Source organism: Chryseobacterium sp. FP211-J200, from assembly GCF_001643375.1.
In the GTDB taxonomy this organism is placed as follows: Bacteria; Bacteroidota; Bacteroidia; order Flavobacteriales; family Weeksellaceae; genus Epilithonimonas; species Epilithonimonas ginsengisoli.
On sequence record NZ_LSHB01000004.1, the window covers coordinates 93,944 to 111,890 of the forward strand.

The 17,947-nt window shown below is 38.5% G+C and carries 21 protein-coding genes; all 21 read right to left on the reverse strand.

Annotated features, from left to right (window positions below; genetic code table 11):
• Positions 1-43 precede the first annotated feature (43 nt).
• The 21 genes from AXA65_RS01670 to AXA65_RS01770 all read right to left on the reverse strand — a co-directional run bounded on the left by AXA65_RS01670 (position 44) and on the right by AXA65_RS01770 (position 17,543).
• A complete protein-coding gene (locus tag AXA65_RS01670; RefSeq protein ID WP_063968401.1) occupies positions 44-640 on the reverse strand; it encodes a dual specificity protein phosphatase family protein in 597 nt (198 codons plus the stop codon).
• A gap of 79 nt (positions 641-719) precedes the next feature.
• Complete coding sequence (locus AXA65_RS01675; RefSeq protein WP_063968402.1) at positions 720-1,175, reverse strand: hypothetical protein; 456 nt, start codon at positions 1,173-1,175, stop codon at positions 720-722.
• Positions 1,176-1,191: 16 nt separating this feature from the next.
• Positions 1,192-1,773: a hypothetical protein gene (locus AXA65_RS01680; RefSeq protein ID WP_063968403.1), complete on the reverse strand. Its 582-nt coding sequence runs from the start codon at positions 1,771-1,773 to the stop codon at positions 1,192-1,194.
• A gap of 27 nt (positions 1,774-1,800) precedes the next feature.
• A complete protein-coding gene (arr, locus tag AXA65_RS01685) occupies positions 1,801-2,238 on the reverse strand; it encodes an NAD(+)--rifampin ADP-ribosyltransferase (RefSeq protein WP_063968404.1) in 438 nt (145 codons plus the stop codon).
• 22 nt (positions 2,239-2,260) lie between these two features.
• On the reverse strand, positions 2,261-3,631 hold the full coding sequence (locus tag AXA65_RS01690) for a hypothetical protein (protein ID WP_063968405.1): 1,371 nt from the start codon (positions 3,629-3,631) through the stop codon (positions 2,261-2,263).
• 45 nt (positions 3,632-3,676) lie between these two features.
• Positions 3,677-3,868, reverse strand: coding sequence for a hypothetical protein (locus AXA65_RS01695; RefSeq protein ID WP_063968406.1), 192 nt, complete (start codon positions 3,866-3,868; stop codon positions 3,677-3,679).
• A gap of 64 nt (positions 3,869-3,932) precedes the next feature.
• On the reverse strand, positions 3,933-4,550 hold the full coding sequence (locus tag AXA65_RS01700; RefSeq protein WP_063968407.1) for a hypothetical protein: 618 nt from the start codon (positions 4,548-4,550) through the stop codon (positions 3,933-3,935).
• A 77-nt stretch (positions 4,551-4,627) separates the two neighbouring features.
• On the reverse strand, positions 4,628-5,794 hold the full coding sequence (locus AXA65_RS01705; protein WP_086048032.1) for a serine hydrolase domain-containing protein: 1,167 nt from the start codon (positions 5,792-5,794) through the stop codon (positions 4,628-4,630).
• 357 nt (positions 5,795-6,151) lie between these two features.
• Entirely contained in the window at positions 6,152-6,634 is a 483-nt protein-coding gene (locus AXA65_RS01710) for an SMI1/KNR4 family protein (protein WP_086048033.1), read from the reverse strand.
• 138 nt (positions 6,635-6,772) lie between these two features.
• Entirely contained in the window at positions 6,773-7,270 is a 498-nt protein-coding gene (locus AXA65_RS01715; protein ID WP_063968409.1) for a hypothetical protein, read from the reverse strand.
• A gap of 12 nt (positions 7,271-7,282) precedes the next feature.
• Positions 7,283-7,879, reverse strand: a complete 597-nt coding sequence (locus AXA65_RS01720) for a hypothetical protein (protein WP_063968410.1) — start codon at positions 7,877-7,879, stop codon at positions 7,283-7,285.
• 154 nt (positions 7,880-8,033) lie between these two features.
• A complete protein-coding gene (locus tag AXA65_RS01725) occupies positions 8,034-9,167 on the reverse strand; it encodes a hypothetical protein (protein ID WP_063968411.1) in 1,134 nt (377 codons plus the stop codon).
• A gap of 142 nt (positions 9,168-9,309) precedes the next feature.
• Positions 9,310-10,758 (reverse strand): serine hydrolase domain-containing protein, encoded by a 1,449-nt coding sequence (locus tag AXA65_RS01730; RefSeq protein WP_063968412.1) that lies wholly within the window; start codon positions 10,756-10,758, stop codon positions 9,310-9,312.
• Positions 10,759-10,832: 74 nt separating this feature from the next.
• Positions 10,833-11,669: a helix-turn-helix domain-containing protein gene (locus tag AXA65_RS01735; RefSeq protein WP_063968413.1), complete on the reverse strand. Its 837-nt coding sequence runs from the start codon at positions 11,667-11,669 to the stop codon at positions 10,833-10,835.
• Positions 11,670-11,700: 31 nt separating this feature from the next.
• Positions 11,701-12,309 carry a hypothetical protein gene (locus AXA65_RS01740; protein ID WP_063968414.1) on the reverse strand — a complete coding sequence of 203 codons (609 nt, stop codon included), beginning with the start codon at positions 12,307-12,309 and terminating at the stop codon, positions 11,701-11,703.
• A gap of 126 nt (positions 12,310-12,435) precedes the next feature.
• Positions 12,436-13,389 carry a DUF6624 domain-containing protein gene (locus AXA65_RS01745; protein ID WP_063968424.1) on the reverse strand — a complete coding sequence of 318 codons (954 nt, stop codon included), beginning with the start codon at positions 13,387-13,389 and terminating at the stop codon, positions 12,436-12,438.
• A gap of 17 nt (positions 13,390-13,406) precedes the next feature.
• Entirely contained in the window at positions 13,407-13,769 is a 363-nt protein-coding gene (locus AXA65_RS01750; RefSeq protein ID WP_063968415.1) for a hypothetical protein, read from the reverse strand.
• 195 nt (positions 13,770-13,964) lie between these two features.
• A complete protein-coding gene (locus tag AXA65_RS01755; protein WP_131797734.1) occupies positions 13,965-14,741 on the reverse strand; it encodes a toxin-antitoxin system YwqK family antitoxin in 777 nt (258 codons plus the stop codon).
• Positions 14,742-14,928: 187 nt separating this feature from the next.
• Positions 14,929-15,717 carry a GLPGLI family protein gene (locus AXA65_RS01760; RefSeq protein WP_063968417.1) on the reverse strand — a complete coding sequence of 263 codons (789 nt, stop codon included), beginning with the start codon at positions 15,715-15,717 and terminating at the stop codon, positions 14,929-14,931.
• Positions 15,718-15,955: 238 nt separating this feature from the next.
• Positions 15,956-16,546: a DUF6624 domain-containing protein gene (locus AXA65_RS01765; protein ID WP_063968418.1), complete on the reverse strand. Its 591-nt coding sequence runs from the start codon at positions 16,544-16,546 to the stop codon at positions 15,956-15,958.
• A gap of 700 nt (positions 16,547-17,246) precedes the next feature.
• Positions 17,247-17,543, reverse strand: coding sequence for a hypothetical protein (locus AXA65_RS01770; RefSeq protein ID WP_131797735.1), 297 nt, complete (start codon positions 17,541-17,543; stop codon positions 17,247-17,249).
• Positions 17,544-17,947: the final 404 nt, after the last annotated feature.

A 17,947-nucleotide genomic window follows, 5' to 3' on the forward strand; every position in this document is an offset into this window, starting at 1 on the left:
AACCGCTCTGTCACTAGCGGTTTTCGTTATTCAAATTCAACGCTTATTTGTAAGTTTTAGATAGGTCTCTCTTTCTGTAATTGGTCAGATACATTCCTTTATCAGAGTTTTTTGAAAAATTTCCGCTGAGCTCCCAAAGGTAACGGGCCTTGGCTCTTGCAGCTTCATTGCTGAAGTTTTCGTACTCAATTCTGTAGATGGAGCTGAAGAGGCGAGAACGCCCAACGCCGTGGTGGCAATGTATCAGAACAGGATAATTCTTGGGGTCATCCATGATCTTTAGAAACTTTTTGACGGTACTGTCTTGTGGGATCTGGTCGGTAGGCAGATTGAAATAATGGACACCTGCGATCTTGTCGATTGCATTTTCTTCCGCACTAACCTGTTTTTTGGTTTCGGGGTTCAGTTCTGTACGTTCGAGACCATCACGCAGATCGATCACTGTTTTGATGTGGTTTTCACCTAAGACCTCGGGCAATTTTTCGGGAGCGATGACGCCGGAATTGTAGACTTTATTTTCTGATATCGTTACCAGATTGTACCGCACTTTTTTCTGATAAAAAGCAAAACCGGCAATCAATACTAAGACAGTGGCTACTACAATTAATGTTCTTTTGAGTGCTTTGCTTTTGAAATTCATGCGGTTGTAAGGAGTAAGGTTTGAAAGTTACGAAGATACTTTTTTCGATTGAATTCAAATTTACCAATTAATTCTTACTTCAATTAGTCAGTTTAATGATGCTTTCAACTTTCTCGGTTTCAATATCGAAAGATACTGTTTCTCTGTTGTAGATGGGGCTGTCAACGCCGTGAACAATGGTCTTGTCAAACGATTGGAGGTCAAGAACTCGGAAGGTCTTCGAATAAATTTTAAGTTCTCTGTGTTTCACGTCAACGATTCCAAGTTGCTGAATTGTCCCTTTGGCTGGGTCACGTTTCCATATTGGGATGGCAATCAGTTGTGCATCTGTATGCCAGACAGGCGGTCCGCCACACCAGTTATGGACTTTGACTTTTTCACCATTACCTTCTAGGCAGCACGGTCCACCCAGAGGCGCACCCATGGCAATCTCATTCAAATCATAATAGACCAATTTGGATAAAAGGTTTGGTGAAGCAAGTTCTTTGTCGGTATTGTGAAAATTCCAGGGGTTGGGATGTAGATGATCTGCCATTTTGACTTTGTACTTATTATTTAAGTTTTAAAAAAAGCGCTGCAACTTCATGATGTTTTTCCAGCGGAACAGCCGTGAAAACATAACTGTCCGAATCTATATCAAGGATCTCCAAAGAATAATCCATTGGTTTTAGTTCATCGTCATTGATTTTAGCAAGGACTTCTGAGGTGTCGAGACTGTCATATTTCAATTCTTCCGAAAGGGTCGTATAGTTTTTAACCTTCATGATCCTGTTGATTGCAAACCGGATTTCACCTTCGTCTTCCTTCCAATCTATTTCTGCCATTTGATCTTGATCTTGTAGCGTGTCTATCAATACAAATTTTGGTGTCAATAAGGCATCATCTGGAAAAGTAAGGCCACGGTCGGACAGTATGAACTCATCATTTTCATCATAAAATGATCGGGGATCTTCGAAGGCTTGTTTTAATTTCAATTTCAAATCGGTTTGTAAAGATTCTGAAACCACGATCTGATGGACCACATTTTCGTAAGTCTTCACATCAGGTTGTTTATCGGCAAAGGATTTGTCGGTCACACTCTGCGCTTTTTCGTCTTGATTTTTTTGTCCAAATAATTTTGAGAAAAGTCCCATAAGGATATGCTTTATGAATTATGTTGTTTATTCGTCGTTTAGCGAATCGATTCCTTCGGTACTAAGTTTTTCCAAAGCTTCTTTCATAGCCTTTACCTTATCTTCTGAATGGCCTTTCCAAATGGTCAATTCACCTACCACCCGAAAAGGTGCTGTTGACCGGTAAGATTTAGTCGGGTTGCCTGGAGATTTTCTGTCATTGAGATCGGGATCGTCCTCGATTTCGCCCATTGGTTCCACCAGATCGATTCTCCCACGGCCTTCGCCTACTGTCAATTCTGCGCCCCAAATCGCGGCGTCCAAAGTGGAACTGAGAAAAATGTACTTGGCATTTTTTCTTTTCGCGAAGTTGGAGTTATTGCCAGGTTCTATCAAGTCACCCAATGTGAGGCCGGCCTTTGTCCCGTGGAAATAGGTTTGGGGAAAAGGAGTTGGACTTTGCTCTCTAGTTTTACGCGCTTCCATTATTAAAATTCATTTAATTTAATTAATCGCCGCCACCACAACCGCCGCAGCTGCTGCATGAACTTCCACAGCTGCTTCCACAAGATGATCCGGAGCTTCCGCTGTCATTTCCAAACTGGTCATTCTTTTCTTTGTAACTGATCACTGGGATAAAAGCTGCTGTCAACACGGCTGAACCCATCAGGAAATACTGCCACTGCCAATCGTCTTTCACAGGCCATTTTGGTAATATGTCTGTTTTGTACAGGTTCGGGATGGTTTGGGTACATAGCATTTTGGTAAGTCTGTTCAAATATGAAATAATCAAGACGGTCAAAATAAGCGTCACCATTAAAATTTGAAGTACAGGTCTTTCTCTCATGATGCCGGTTGTAAGTCTAGTGATTCCTAGCATTAGGACAATGGTCAAAATACCAAAGTTCATGTAAAACAAGTTCCCAAATTTCTTCGACTTATTCAAATATTTCTTAAATGCATCCATACATTTGGCGGTATTCCAGAATATAGGTTTGTTCAATAGTTGCCTTAATAAGGCGGGATAAGATGGTCTTCCCAGCTCACCTAACACGGCGACGGTCTGAAGTTGCTCTTTAAAACTTGCGTTATCGGGGTTGATGAGGCCAATGGTTCTATCCGGGTTGATATAGATCGTGTTGTTGTCTATCATTTCGTTGACGGTTCCATTGATGATGTGGTTGAGCTTCTGTGTTTTGAGGTAAACAAGTTCATAAGGTTTCAGATGATAGACAAATGAATCTTTATCAAATCCTGTCAATATGTTTCTCAGCTGATTTCGATTGTAAAACTCAAGTCCGGCAAATGCTAAGAGGCATAAAGCTATAAATCCGATGACGAAATAAGGGTTGTGAATCTCCACATAGATGGGGCTCAGTAGAAAATAACAAGGCGCTATCAGGGCAATGAAACCAAGGGTGCCAAACACCAGAAAGGTTCTTATTTTAAATTTGGCTTTATCCAGATTCAGGCTTTCAAACATACCTTGATATTCCCAGATGCCTTTGGGTTGTTCACCGAAGACTGATGTGTACAGTTCCTGGGTCCTTTCCTTGGCTTGTCTGAATTTCGCAAATTCCTCTCTGTTATGTGTTGATGGAATGTGCTGAATCTGTTTTCCGATCAAGGTACAGAAACTCGAGTAAGATTGTGTGAAGATCAAATGCTGATGCCAAACAGTATCTACAATTTCAGACGGCGAAACCATCATCTCCGAGGTTGCTGCCAGATACATAAACTTCCTGTATTCCAAAATGGCAAGTTCCGTAAACGCTTTCGTCCAGTAGTTTTCGTTGGCAAGGCGCGTTGTAAATCCATATTCACTAGGTGGATCATCAAAATCAAATTGTAGTATGTGGTCCCAAAGTTCTTTGTCCATAGAGAATTTTAGTTGATGGATAGTCTAATGATATCAGGTGAGGTGCTACTTCTCCGCACCCTTCCGATAGTTCCTCACCAGCACAGCGACCGCAAACAAAAAAGTGACAGCGTAGAGAATTGACAAGGCAGGCTTCTCAACCGTCATTGTTTTAAAATCGATTTGTTTGTACAATGCGGCACCAACAATGATGGCAACGATACTCATCGTGAATATTGGGGCTTTGCTGTTTTCCATAGTTTTAAATATTAGTTTTCAAGTGGTTTTTTATGTCACTAAAATAACAATTATTTCTGACAGGTCACTTTTCGCTGATAGAAATCAATCTGTTATTTCGTAGATCAAAAGTAATGGTCTTATTCGGTCCGCCGTAGAAAATGGTAATGGCTATGGTAGTGTCTGTCTCAGATCTCAGAAGGAGATCCTTTGCCTCGCTGATCTTCAATTCAGGGTTCAGTTGTGTCTCAAACTTGACATCGATTTTGTCTTTTCTAAAAGCTTCGAGTTGCATTTCGGTACATTCCAGTATCTTTTTCTCCAATAATCCATGTTTCTCTATCACTTCCAGCCAAGGGTAAACCATGACACCATAACCAACAATCTGTCCGCGGTATTTTTCATTCAGGTCTTTGTCTATTCTCAAGCCAGCTGAGGTCATGGACAGGATGAAGGTGTAAAACGGCAATCCCATTGGGATGATACTAAGGATCAATGCCACGATCATCAAGCCCAAAAATACTTTAGCCAATATCTTTTTCCAGAATACAACTATGACGACCAGACTCATCAAAAACCAAAGCCAAAACAACAGAATATCACTGTAATATCCCGCTAGACTGATCTGGTAATGATAATACGCAACACAATCCGCCACTAGCAAAACGGACAACAAGATGAAGATGTAAACACTTGCTTTCATAGGTTGAATTGGGATTAAGTTTTACAAGCTTTTGACTTTTATGAAATACTAAAATACCAATTATTTCCTACAGCTGATTACTTTGAAGCTGAATTGGCCTTCACAGTTTTCAGCCAACTTTGATAGATCGGGTACCAAACGCGGTCGCCATTGGATCCGTTACAAAGGACAATGATTCCGCTCTTTGTAGCAAGGTCTAAAAACAATCCGGCGCTCCAGCCCACATTCTCACCCGTATGACCGATGGTTCGGAACTCTTCATATTTCATAAACCGATATCCCAATCCACTTTCACCTTCATTGGAGGAAGGGAGGACAGGTGTTTCCATCAGTTGGATGGTCTTTGGTTTCAAAACTTGATTCAATTGTTTAGGATTTTGCGTGATGGACAGTTCTGCAAAATGAGCCAGATCTGTGATTGTGGTTTGCAGTCCGGCTGCTGCTTTTTCGGTAAAGATCCTATTTTTTACAGGGTTGCCCAGCTCGTCGTAGGCGGTGGCTGAGTTTTTCATCATCTCTTCTGTCCATTCGTAACTGGTGTTTTTCATTCCCAATGGCAGAAAGATATTTTGCTTCATATAGCTAGAAAAATCCTGTTTGGTTTTCTCTTCCATAAGCAGTTGTGCTAATGTGTAGCCACCGCCAGAATATTCCCATTTGGTTCCAGGCTCACTGGCGAGGTGTACTGTTTCGCCATTCCGTTTGGTTTTCCCGTTAAGAGATTCTTCCAGACTTAGGAGTTTCGTCCCTTGATCCGACCCGCCATAGCCGTGAACAGAAAGTCCTGCTGTATGACTTAAGATACGCCTCAATGTTACTTTTGATTTATCAAATTCAGAGTCAGGCAGATGCCAACGGGTAAGAAATGGGTCTACGGGATCATCCAGTTTTACGAGACCCTTCTCTGCCAGTTGTACAAAACCCCACGCAGAAACCAACTTGGAAACAGAACCGACATTGAAGATCGTTTCCGGTGTCACAGGCTTTTTGCTTGCCAGATCTGCATAGCCTATGGATTGTATCGAGGCAACCTTTCCATCTCGGATCACCGCTACGGCGATGCCAGGAACATAATGTTTCACTGTAAGTTCCTTGCCCAATTTTTCAATTTCGTGATAGAGTGGCTCGGTCTTGTAAATGTTGGTGGTCTGTCCTATCTTCTTGGTTGAGCAGGACAGCATTGTCAAACTTATTAGTAGAAAGACAGTGGCGAGATTAACTTTTGAATGAATGTTATTTGTCATAATTTAGACGGTCTGCTATTATCTTTAAAGTGTTGAAAATCAATCTTATAATTTGGTTATCAAATGTCCGAAATAATATCAATCTAAAGTAATAAAATTCTCAATGATTAATTTCTCCTTCAATCAGTTTGAGTTGTTTTTCGTAACAGAGCTGAGAAAAATCTATCGGCAACCATCATCGTCATGAAAACTCCGATCATTAATTCGAAAAGATGATCTGCCACACCAGTAAAATCTGCGAGATTAAAAAAAACTACTTACCCTCAAAAAACTTTACTGCCTCCAAAATATTCTGATCCTGCATCGTATCATCAAAATTATCCTGCTTCGATTTTTCATAGATTTTTAAAGTTGAGATCAAACTACAAATCGGTCTTCAGGAACAAGTCCATTGAAAAAATCTTGAAAGCTATCGGCGATATGGACCTCATCTCCACGTTCCACATCGATCCATTTTACAGTAGGTTCCGTACTACCGCGGTAATCTAATGTGATCCACCAGTGTCCTTCACCGGTGAGTAAGACCTGTCTTTCCGGAAGTCCCCATTCGTTTGTCAGGTAAGGGGTTTGCAGTATATTAAGTGCCGTATCCACCGAGTGATCTGTCACGATACCAAACATGTCGGATAGCGGGATGTGATCTTCTGCCCAAGAGGTTTTTTCTATCATCGGAAATGCAAAGCCTTTGGTATATCCGCCATTTTGCAGACGTAACAGTTCTACGAACAATGCAGGAAGTTTGACATCCAGACCTTTTTCGGCACTGGCAAGCATTTCGTCTGTCAGCGGAGGGTGGTTGTAGGAATTATGGTCCCAGAATTCTGATTGATTGATGCTCACAGTTTTGGTGTTTTTTTAAGTTGCATTTATTTTCTTGCTAAGCTTCCCAAATATCTGAATAATCAGTTGAACTTCAAAACAAAAACCGCTTACAAAAGCGGTTTAAAAGTTTATCGATGCATTTCAGATGCGATTCTATTACAGGGTCTTGCGGACGGTCACATCCGGCGCTTGGCCTTGCGGCACGATGAAAATCGCATTGTCGCTCACAGAACCACCATTATCTAGGAAATAGCCCGATACCACAGGAATCACGAAGCTTTGGTATTTTCCGTCTTTGGTGTACGCCCAATAGGTCACGTTCAGGTTCTGAGGATTCATCTTCAGGGTCAGTTTTTTAGACGTTAGTTTGGCGCCGGTGGCATTGATGCAATTCAGTTCCACCAGTTCTGTGTTGGTCACCACTTGCGGGGCGTTGCTCATCCTCAGGTTGAAGTCCTTTCCAGAGTTGTTCACCAAGGTTGCCGAGACCTTGTAGCGGTCGTAGTTTTTCCCGCCTGCCGTCACAGATTCTTTGTTCAGGATATTGAAGGTCACTGCCAATCCGTCAACCGTTACTGTTTGGCCGTCTGTGATCTTCTGGGCTCCTATGCTCGTGAAAACCATCAATAATAAAAGAGGGATCAGCTTTTTCATAATAGGGATATTTTAAAAGTTATGTTCTGCTTGCTTATCTTCGAAGATGCCTTGTGCCTCTTCGCTTGGCTCGTTTGAAGAAGCGGGTAGCAAAGAAGGGTTGGACGGATATTTCCCGTTCTCATCGGTCAGTGATTTCCACGCTTTCCCGTCTTGGACATAGAGGGTTTTCCAACCATTTTTCATTTCGGGGTCGGCATACAGAGGTGGTGTGGTGACCGTGAACTTTGTAATAGGTTTCAGATGGTCATCCAGCAGGAGCACGGTGCAGCCGCCGGTTCCACAGAAGTAAGGCGTGTAGAAACTCACGAAGACCTCCATCTTCCCGTCGCCGTTGAGGTCGATCTGTTGGTGGCGGAATTTCCGGTCGTTCATGGGGATGGCTTTCAGGTCGCCGGATGTCAGGTATTCGCTGGCGATGTAGTGCGCAATTTTCTCTGCGGTATCTTTTTGGTCTTGTTGTTCCAACTTAGGTTTGGCGGTGACCGTGTCACTCAGGGAAAGTTTCTGAGGTTCTGGTGTTGGGCTGGTTTCCTTTTTATTGCATTGGAGCGTCAGGAATGCCACAGGCACCAAAATAAGAGCTCGGGTTATGAGATGCTTTTTCATAATCAGAGTTTATTCCCCGAAGTTACGTGATTTCTTCAAAATCTTTGATGACAGATGTCAAATAATCTTTAATTTTTAGGAAAAATAAAACCGCACTTGGGGAAGGCGGTTTCATGTGATCGATATCGTGGGTTTGTAATCCGTGCAGTTGTTGTTATTTTATCGAGATTTCCTTACTTTTAGTCACTTTCGGAATGTAAATAAGATAATCATAACCCTTGATAACTCGCGATAAGTAGACATTATCTACTTTCAGCTTGTTTTGTAAAATAGATTTCTTTAAAGGTCTTAGATCAAAACAGTGCCATTGATCATCTTTTGCCACATTTAGAAAAGATTTAAAACTCGTGTCATCATCTTCGTCTCCTTTTCCAATGAGCATGATGTGTAGTGACTTCCTGTAATTGGCCTCTTCGATATTAGAAATTAAGTTGCCAATATCATAGATATCGGTTTTTGTTAAGATGGTTTCTCCTTTTGGTACATGGACAGCACCAAATTTGAAAAGATTTTTTTTGCTTTTCCATTCGGGCATTTGCGTCAGCAAGATGTTTTTCAGCAGTTGGATCCTTAGCGGATGACTTCTTTTAACATAGATGTCTCTGCTTAACTTCAGGTCTTCAATTTCTTTTCGTTCTTTGTCAGAAAGTTTTAATTGCAACAGCAGATCTATTTTTTGAAGGCAATCTTCGGACAACAGGTAGTATTTTTCAAGACCCTCTTTAGGTGCAATTAGTTTGGAATTCTGAAGCATTTGCCCATAGATCTCAATCGCTTTTTTATTTTTCGAAGTTTCTTTTAAACGTGAAATGATCATCTGATCTGCAAAAACGCTGATCTGTTCCACGCCAAATATTTTGGTATTGCGTTTAACCAAATTCTTAAATAAATCAAATTCAGGCTCATACTCCAAAAAAGAAAAGTTGGTACTGTACTTTTTAACAAAAGAATTAAGCTGTTCATCAGACAGCGACTTAATTTTTGTTTCGATGATATCTACAGAATAAGGGTCGACCTCAAGAAAAAAGTTGTCAAACTTAACCTCATTGGTAAGAGCGTTGGTGAAATAAGGAATTTCGTTTGTAAAATGGGTTTCTCCCAACAAAACCGAATTAGATTGTTTTATTTCGTTCATCAAAACATCCCATCCTTTTCCCTGAAACGAAATGTTTTTATCAGGTTGGAAAGCAAAACCATTCTTTTCAGCTAAACTGTCAAGGACAATGTTTTGAGCATGGTTAAAATTTGCAATGAATAAGGTAACAAGTAAGAATAGAATTTTTTTCATTTTATAGTTATCGAAGTTTTATTGTAGTTGCTCAGGCGTTCTTTTGATATAAGAGGTTTCCGGGCTAAATTAATGTTATTTTTCCGTTTAGACTAGTCCTTACAAATACAGACCAGTTTTTAAGATTGATCATCCCGTACAGTTATTTCATCAGCAATTTATATTTTAATTGGGTATTATGGTCATCCGGCTCTTTTTCAAGGTATAACTTCAAGTATTCAATGGCTTGTTTTTTTTGACCTGAAATCCTGTATGCCTCACTGATGTAATAATAACCATTAGTTGAATTGGGGAAAAAGTGAAGATTTAACTTAAACATATCGATGGCCTGATTCGTCTTTTTTTCGAACAAGAACTTATAACCATATCTCTCAATCAGATTTTCTCTTAATGAATATTTCTTTGAATTTAGTGCTATTTCCTTAATGCCGGCTTCATAACCTTTGTCGTATACGGTCTTGATGATATCTTTGGTATAGAAAAAATTGTCGATGGATGGTGCTGAACCTACCAATTGTTTTTTGATCAGATTACTAGCTTCCCAATAATTTTCGACTTCTCCATTGGTTAGAATGACGACGGTGTAACCCAAATCCGGATAGATCATGAGTTCACAAGCAATACCATCGTGTCCGCCGGTATGTCCAAAGATGCGATGACCGTTGATTTTGGTTTCTTCAAATCCATAGCCGTACATCCCTTCTCTGTATTTTACTTTGCCCGATGTACAAAGTGTAACACTCTCTTTGCACAATAAAATGTTGTTTTGTAAGGCATTGGCAAAATTCAACAGATCATCAGCTGTGGAATAGCCACCACCGGCAGGCGTTCCTTTGGCTAAATTTGAGAAAATATTATTTTTCCATTGTCCCGGTTCTTCCAATGACATGGTGTAGCCGATCGCCAAATTCGGAATCGCATGTTCCAACTCGTAAGCATCCGTATTGATCATTTTTGCAGGTTGATAGATGTGTTTTTTTACGTAATCAAAATAATTCTGACCTGACACTTTTTCAATGATCAATCCTAAAACCATGTATCCGGAATTACTGTAGTAGAAGGCACTACCTGGCGCAAAGGCTAGTTTTTTATCTACAAACAAAGGAGGATAATCAGAAACTGTTTTGATGTTGACTTTTGTAAGCTTGTCATATTCCTCCCAAAAACTCTGCATTCCTGAAGTGTGCGTCAATAATTCATGGATGGTCACAGAGTCGGCCACCGTTTTATTGGGATAATCGCTGAGATATTGGCCTACTTTATCCTGAAGCGAAATTTTCCCGGATTCCACCAGTTGCATAATAGCGATTGCTGTGAACATCTTGTTGATAGAAGCTAGATTGAACTTCGTGTCCGGTTTATTTTTAACACAGTCCGGCAAATTGGAAAAACCAAAGGCTTCTCTGTAGATTGGTTTGCCATCTTTCGCAATAAGAACGACTCCGCTTAAGTAATTTTCTTTTTCAAGGTTTTTTAAGTGAGTCTTTATCGGATCAACGATGCTTTTCAAATTTTGTGATCGGACCGCAATAGGTTGAAAAAGAGCTATAACGAAGACAGCTGTGATAAAATAGATCTGACGGATGGTCATAGGGTTTTCTTTTATGATTAAGCAACAAAACTACTTCAAGCCGAAAAGTATAAATTGTACAATTGTAAACCTGGCTATAAAAACAGCCAGTGAATTTGTTTTTTTTCCAGCGCCGTCGTTTTTTCAAAGAAAACCTTGGGCGAAAACCCTGTTACTGATTTGAATTCTCTTATCATATGAGACTGGTCAAAATAATCAACACCATACGCGATGTCTGTTAAGTTGTTTCTTGCCGTATTTGATGCGTATTTGTTGACCGCATTCCTAAATCTTAATATCTTTTTGAATTGAGATGGTGTTTTACAGATATGTCTGCCAAAGTGTTTGTTCAATGTGGTGCGCGAGATATTATTTTTTACGCACAGTTCTGTAATCGTTAAAACGTCATTTTCATCAGACATCATTTCAGACAAAATGGTCTCAAGGAAATTGTGCTGAAATCCTATTAATTTGGACAACCAATACTTTTCAACAGCCTCAATTTTTTCGGTGTCATCTTGCAAAGAAAGAATGTCGATCATCGCTTTTCTGTAATCCTCAAAAGGTGAAAATTCAGAAAAGTTGGAGCTGTTGTAACGGTTTAAGTCCTGCTCCAAAAATGCATTGATGGCCAATGGTTTGAAATAGATCGTGATCTCGTTTATTTTCCCTTCGTATTGCACATACACAGGCTTGTTGAAATCAGACACCAAATTGGTTTCCACCTCGTTGTCATCACATTGCCCGATGATCAATTGATTTCCTTTAGTCATCGCTCTTGATTTTTCACTGCTTGATACAATGGTGAAAATAGAGGGGAAGGTGATGTATTTCGCGGGTTCTTCTTCAGCGGTATGGGTGGTGAGGATATAAATACTTTCTATGTATTTTTTAAGCAAAGGATGGGAAGGGGAAAAGACTTTTATTTTCATAGGTTGCCAGTGGACTTGGATTCACCGCTGCTCAGTAAAATTGTTTCACCGTTTCAATACTTCCAGTTTCTTTGTCTACAAACAAGTAAACACTTCCATCGTCGTGAAATGTGTCGCCTTTTTTGATATCCACCTGTCCCAAAAAATACATTGGTCTATCATTTTTCATCAGCCAATTTGGGTTTTGTATCCACTTTGACGGTTTCGTTTGATATTTGAAAAGTTGCGCAATGTTTTTCTTGATCATTTGCTTCTTGTCAGATTTGGATAACGATTGGTCCGTTGGCAAAATATATTTTTCAAAAAAGTCGGGTTGGATGTCAAGATATTTTGGACTTGTGGCAAACAATAAATTGTAGTCTTCCGAATATTGCTTGGTTGAATTTGCTTCAATATTCATCTTCTCTACAAACAAATGGACCGCGCCTTGTGCATTCAGTCGTCCATCTGCACTGTCGTAATTCTGTTCCGCTAAAAATAGAAATGGGCTTGAGTCCTGAAGATAAGTGCCAGACCAATCGACGGTTTCGTCTGAAAGTATTGCTTCCAATTTCTTGTTGGTGTAGATCTCGTGCGCGAAGTCTTTGCTTGACAGCTTTCCTTCTGCAAAGTGGACTAATATTTTAAATTCGTCTGTCATAGGCATTTCTATTCTGTCGTTGGTGCGAGGCTCTGGTTCGTAGCCTATGCAATTAATATTGCTTTGCAGATTTTTAGTTATTCACGAGCGAGAAACTCGTGTCAGCGTGATTAGCAGACATTTTTTCTATTTATGTAATTTCTCTAATTCAGGCAACTCACTTTTATACTTTTCGACGTCCCAAACCAAATTCCAAGTCTTAACATAGTCAGAGATGGGGCCTAAGCCAACTTCTGTTCTTCTTTGATCGACATGGTCAGGATCGATCAAAGGTAAAACATAATGCGAATTATCTTTTGGATTGATTCCTATCTGACTGCCGTATATTTGTTTTCTACCTTCTCGGATTTCTATTCTGTCGATCAACAAAGCTAAAGAACCTGAATTTGCATTTCCTTTGGTTACAGCTTCTCTCATCATGGGTAAATATTTTTTTTGCGTTTCCAGATCCGAATGTTGAATGACAAGAAATATGGCGCTATTGGCTGGTGCGCCTATTTTGTCTTTGCCAACCCAACCTTTTTCATCCAATATTTTTTTTACTTTTAATAAGCTGATTGAGTCACTCCGAAGCATTTTTTTCCGAAGGTCTTGCATTTCTTGGGAATCATCACTGTGGGTTTTTAGCGTTTCGTAGATCTGCTTTCTGTATTTTTGGTCTTCCTCCAGAATGGCCAATAATTCTGCTTGCAATGGTTTGTCATAATTCGCTTCTACCAACGCCAATTTTTTTTCTAACTTTTCAATCGTTTTTCCCCATTCTTTTTTGGAATGCAGATTGTCCAGATCAGTATCAGACTTCAAATGCGTTAGATTGGTCCAACCGTTTTCTATAGACAAGTTCAACCATTTGAACGCTTTTTGTGTATCTCCGGCTAAAGAAGATGCGCATGCGCCATTGTACAAGTGACTTGGATTTTTGCTTTCGGTTTTAAAAGCTTTATCATAGAGGTCAGTAGACATTTTATAATCTTTCGCTTCATATGATCGATTCGCTTCACCTATTAATGTTGAATAGTCTTGAGCATTGATGCCTGTGAATAGAAATAATAATAAAAAAGTATAAATATAGTTTCTCATTTTTTTTTGTATTAAATTTAGATGTTTTCGTTCTGTTTTCGCTTGTAATTGTCCAACCATATTTTAAAACCCATTGCTTCTGAAGAGTCTCCAGCAGCTTGTTGTTTTATTATTTTCAATGCTTTTTCTTCAATTGTATTGTCTACTGGAACACATTCTAAAATATGAACTGCTGCCCAAACATTTATCTTGTTTTCATTAATTTCTAATAAGTTGGCAAAATCGTCAATTGTTTCCGGGGTTTGTTCGTAACCAATTTTTTCTGATATCTGATACATTTTATCGACTGATTTGTTATGAAGTTGAACGGATTTCTTGTCGCCATAATCTGTCAAAGCACAATTCTTTGTAAGCTCGATATATTCCTGAATTAAGTTCATTATTTATTCTTTAATGTCATTTTGAGCATTCTTTAAAAGTCTAATTTTTGTACTTCAAATCACACCAGATGTCGTGGATTTGTAATCTGTGACTTTATTTATATGTGGATGGAAAGCACGGATTGCAAATCCGCGCTATCAGGGATAATAATAAAAAAGTATAAATATAGTTTCTCATTTTTTTTTGTATTAAATTTAATATTTTTCCGTCTTTACTAAGTTGCCTTTATCGTCATAAAATTTCCAGTTGCCACTTTCTTTTCCATTAGTATAGTTTTCTGTCTTTATCAGATTACCCTGTTCATTATAGAATTTCCATTCCCCATCATATTTTTGATATTGGTTATAGAGTTCAAAATGTTCTAATTTTCCATTTTCATAGTAATACTTCCACTCTTCGATTTTCGCACCTCTGTTATATTTTCCAATACTTTCCAGCTGTTCATTGTCGTAGTATTCTTTCCATTCGCCAGTTTTAAACCCATCTTCGTCATACAGCCAATTTCCTCTTGATTTACCATTTTCCTGGTATAGTTTCCATTCACCCACATGATATCCATCTTTATATTTTCCAACAGCCGATAATTGTCCGTTTTCAAAATAGACTTTCCACAGACCTGTTTTTTCGCCATTTTCGTAAGTTCCAATTTCTGCCAGTTGTCCATTTTCGTGATATTCTTTCCATTCGCCGGTCATTTTTTTATTTTCATTAAAAGATACACCACCTCTTAATTTTCCATTTTTCCAGTACCATTTCCTTTCTTCATTTTTCTTTGTGTCGTACTTACTGAGAGTAGACAATTGAGCATTGTCGAAATATACTTTCGCTTCGCCCGTCAATTCACCATTTTTGTCCAAAAAATAGTGTTCTTTAACTTGACCGTTTTTATGATACGTTTTATGTTCTTTTCCCTGTCCGTTGCAGACATTGAAAATTGATAAAATGGAAAATAGAAATAATAGTTTTTTCATAAGATTTTCTGTTGTTTCAACTTTGGAAAGCTTTTGATTTATTATATCACACAATGTTTCGTTGCTTGTCGAAGGCGGGCAAACCGAAGCCGAAACCTTCAACTAAAATACAAAATTGAACCGAAGCACAAAACGTGAACTGATAACTTTCCGACCGCTATTGCCAAACCCTTCTTAGCAAAAGTTTTTATTTGTAGTTTATTTTGTGATCTAATTCGATGGGGTTGTTTTCTTTTAGAATATAATTTTGCATCTCTTTAACTTTTATAGAATTATCCACTGTATTACCTTTCGGATCGGTGAATGTAACTGTTTTCCAACCTTTTGACAATATATCATAGGGGTCATTAAAATAGGATCTTGCCAATATTTCATATTTTTTCCAATCGATCTTTACTGTTTTTGTCCGTGCGTCAAAAATATTATTGCCTTTTTGGACTTCTATCAAAGTAAATGAATAGTCATTGTTTGAATCCTGAAGAGAAACAATCAACCCAGGCAAGCCGTTGAAGATATAGGGACCGTCAGAAAAAGGTAATTCTGTAGTAAACCAAGCGATCCAGGTTCTCCCGCCATAAGTTGTTTCGGCTTTTTGAGATCGATAGTTTCCAATGACTTTTTGTTCAGAACTTATTTTCCAGTTTAATATTTCCTCAACAGGTAGAAGATAATCTGTCCCCAAATAAGTGATCACTTTTTCAATTCTTTTTTGAGCAAGATTCTTTTTGACATAGAATTGGTTTTCAACGCCCATTTTAAAACTTCCGGTTCCATTGTTCAACCTTACTGAATCTGATTTTCTGTCTAGTGAATCTCTAAAAATCGACATATTATTTTTGAGGTCCAATATCATCTTCTCGGAACTCACATCATCTGGTTTTTCTGAATTCAGTTTGTATTTTGTTTCGTAGATAAAACTTATTTTTTGCGAGAAGCAAAAGGTAGAAATTCCAAGGAAAAATATAATCAATTTCATTTGTGACGGGTGTTTGTTTAAAATATCTGCTAGCGGTTCGGGGCACTTGATGTCGCGGATTTGCACTTAGTGACTTTTACCTTGGTGGATGGAAGGTATGGTTTACAAATTCGTGTTATTGTGGTATTCTGTTCTGTCGCTGGTGCGAGGCTCTGGCTCGTATCCTCTTGCAATTAATGTAGCTTTGAAGATTTTAAGTCGTGCACGAGCGCGACGCTCGCGCCAGCGGAATAGTAGTTTAATTCGGATTGAACTGAATATTGAAATACTTTAAATAATCCTCTATTGGTTCCAATCCCATTTCTTTTCTTCTTTCGTTTACAGTTTCAGGATTTTCTAATTGATACAATTTTCCATTTTCTATTTGTGAACCATATATTTGAGGTCTTCCTTCGTCCATTAACATCCTATCTTTCATCAATGCGTATTGCTGTTTAGATAAGTCTCCATTTGCAACCGCTTTCTCTATTTGTGGAAAATACTTTTTTCTGATTTCTCCAGTACTATGTTGCAGTCCCAACCAGATTGCATCCATTTGTCTTTGACCCACCTCCTTTAATGTTGGCATACCACACTTTTCAATAATGCTAATCACTAATTCTTGATTCCTATGATCTTCTTTAGCGTATTTGATCAGTTCATTTGATTTTCTAATCCTTTGGTCACTTTTTAAAACTTCGCTCAAGATTTGACGTTTTTTGCTGCAATCGACTTCAATAATATCTACTGAACCTACATAGACAAATTTATCCTTATTCATGTAAAGGAATATTGATATCATTAAAACAAGAGCGGTTAATATGCTGAATAATATTTTTTTTATTTTCATTTCTATTTTTGGTTTATATGACACAAAAGGTTTCGTGGCTTGGCGATGGCAGGCAAATCGAAGCCAAAACCTTCAACTAAAATACAAAACTGAACCGAAGCACAAAATGTGAATTTTAGACTTTCCGCCAGCTATTGCCAGATTGTAGAATAAGGTTCTTCCTTCTGCCGCTGGTGCGAGGCTCTGGCTCGTATCCTCTTGCAATTTATATAGCATTGAAGATTTTAAGTAGTGCACGAGCGGTACGCTCGCGCCAGCGGGGGAATTTATGCCCAAAAGTAAAGGAAAACACGATAAAACCTGGAAAAACCACCAAATTCACCAACAAAAAAAGAGACCTTTCTGAAAGTCTCCTGTATATCTTTAAAATCCTTCGTCGGTAAACCCATAATGTTGAAAAAAGCTCCCGAAGCTTCCGTTCAACAGGGTTTTCATTGTTCGTGCTTCGCACGCAACGAAAACTTAGCTATTAGTAGCCGTTTTTTCTTTTTGTTCGTTGTATAATCAATATTATCAATAATAGAAATATTATATTTATTGTAATTGCCTGTACTAGGTATTTTAAGTCCACTAGACTTATGCTTTTAAATCCAGGATTTGTAAATCGATGAGTTAACCACAAAAAAGTTATTAAAAGTAATATTCCGAGAGTTGTAATAAATAGATATTTTATTCCTTTTAAAATCCTCATTCTTGTATGTTACTTTTGTGTTTCACGTCCTTGATATTTGTTGTTGATAAATACTAAATAGTGAGACATTGCTAATATGTCTCGATTGCCTTTTATTTTAGTTATTAAATATCTCGTTTCTGTTTCGACTTTATTTGGTTTGTTCCAATCGATTTCAATAAATTCAGGTTGATTGTTTTTTATTGTTTTAATATCTGTACCAATCTTTATTTCATCTGCCCATTTGATTGTATCATTATAATAATTCTTGCAAGATGTTAAAAAGGTCAGCGAAAAAAATGTCAATATTAAAAATAGTCGTGTCAATGTTGTCGGTTTTTTAAAATGGCTACTAACGTTTTGGGGCTTTGCGATGGTGGGGCAATCGAAGCACAAATCTTCAATTTTGCACAAAAGTTCAATCGAAGAAATACCGTTGAACTTTGCAGTTTCGCCCCACTATTGCAAAACCCTTGTTGAACTAAACCTTCGGTAGCTTTCCCAATCGCATAAATCAGTTACTTTGTAAAGTTAATTAAAAAATCAATAGAATGGCTACAAAAAAAAGAGTTTAGACGAGCTCAGAGAAAACAAAATCATCAATCAGGCAAAGCGCGAAGTGCCTGGTTTTACAGAACTTTTAAGCCGTTTTGAACGTACGGTTTCGGTGTTGGGACGCATTCAGAGCACGATCAATAATTACTCCAGACACGTCGCGGCGGTGTCGCTGC

Coding starts and splice junctions, on each gene's coding strand:
- AXA65_RS01680 (WP_063968403.1), bottom strand. CDS start 1,773: ATGGGACTTTTCTCAAAATTATTTGGACAAAAAAATCAAGACGAAAAA.
- AXA65_RS01700 (WP_063968407.1), bottom strand. CDS start 4,550: ATGAAAGCAAGTGTTTACATCTTCATCTTGTTGTCCGTTTTGCTAGTG.
- AXA65_RS01695 (WP_063968406.1), bottom strand. CDS start 3,868: ATGGAAAACAGCAAAGCCCCAATATTCACGATGAGTATCGTTGCCATC.
- AXA65_RS01745 (WP_063968424.1), bottom strand. CDS start 13,389: ATGAGAAACTATATTTATACTTTTTTATTATTATTTCTATTCACAGGC.
- AXA65_RS01725 (WP_063968411.1), bottom strand. CDS start 9,167: ATGAAAAAAATTCTATTCTTACTTGTTACCTTATTCATTGCAAATTTT.
- AXA65_RS01755 (WP_131797734.1), bottom strand. CDS start 14,741: ATGAAAAAACTATTATTTCTATTTTCCATTTTATCAATTTTCAATGTC.
- AXA65_RS01715 (WP_063968409.1), bottom strand. CDS start 7,270: ATGAAAAAGCTGATCCCTCTTTTATTATTGATGGTTTTCACGAGCATA.
- AXA65_RS01765 (WP_063968418.1), bottom strand. CDS start 16,546: ATGAAAATAAAAAAAATATTATTCAGCATATTAACCGCTCTTGTTTTA.
- AXA65_RS01760 (WP_063968417.1), bottom strand. CDS start 15,717: ATGAAATTGATTATATTTTTCCTTGGAATTTCTACCTTTTGCTTCTCG.
- AXA65_RS01670 (WP_063968401.1), bottom strand. CDS start 640: ATGAATTTCAAAAGCAAAGCACTCAAAAGAACATTAATTGTAGTAGCC.
- AXA65_RS01735 (WP_063968413.1), bottom strand. CDS start 11,669: ATGAAAATAAAAGTCTTTTCCCCTTCCCATCCTTTGCTTAAAAAATAC.
- AXA65_RS01730 (WP_063968412.1), bottom strand. CDS start 10,758: ATGACCATCCGTCAGATCTATTTTATCACAGCTGTCTTCGTTATAGCT.
- arr (WP_063968404.1), bottom strand. CDS start 2,238: ATGGAAGCGCGTAAAACTAGAGAGCAAAGTCCAACTCCTTTTCCCCAA.
- AXA65_RS01740 (WP_063968414.1), bottom strand. CDS start 12,309: ATGACAGACGAATTTAAAATATTAGTCCACTTTGCAGAAGGAAAGCTG.
- AXA65_RS01750 (WP_063968415.1), bottom strand. CDS start 13,769: ATGAACTTAATTCAGGAATATATCGAGCTTACAAAGAATTGTGCTTTG.
- AXA65_RS01720 (WP_063968410.1), bottom strand. CDS start 7,879: ATGAAAAAGCATCTCATAACCCGAGCTCTTATTTTGGTGCCTGTGGCA.
- AXA65_RS01675 (WP_063968402.1), bottom strand. CDS start 1,175: ATGGCAGATCATCTACATCCCAACCCCTGGAATTTTCACAATACCGAC.
- AXA65_RS01705 (WP_086048032.1), bottom strand. CDS start 5,794: ATGACAAATAACATTCATTCAAAAGTTAATCTCGCCACTGTCTTTCTA.
- AXA65_RS01690 (WP_063968405.1), bottom strand. CDS start 3,631: ATGGACAAAGAACTTTGGGACCACATACTACAATTTGATTTTGATGAT.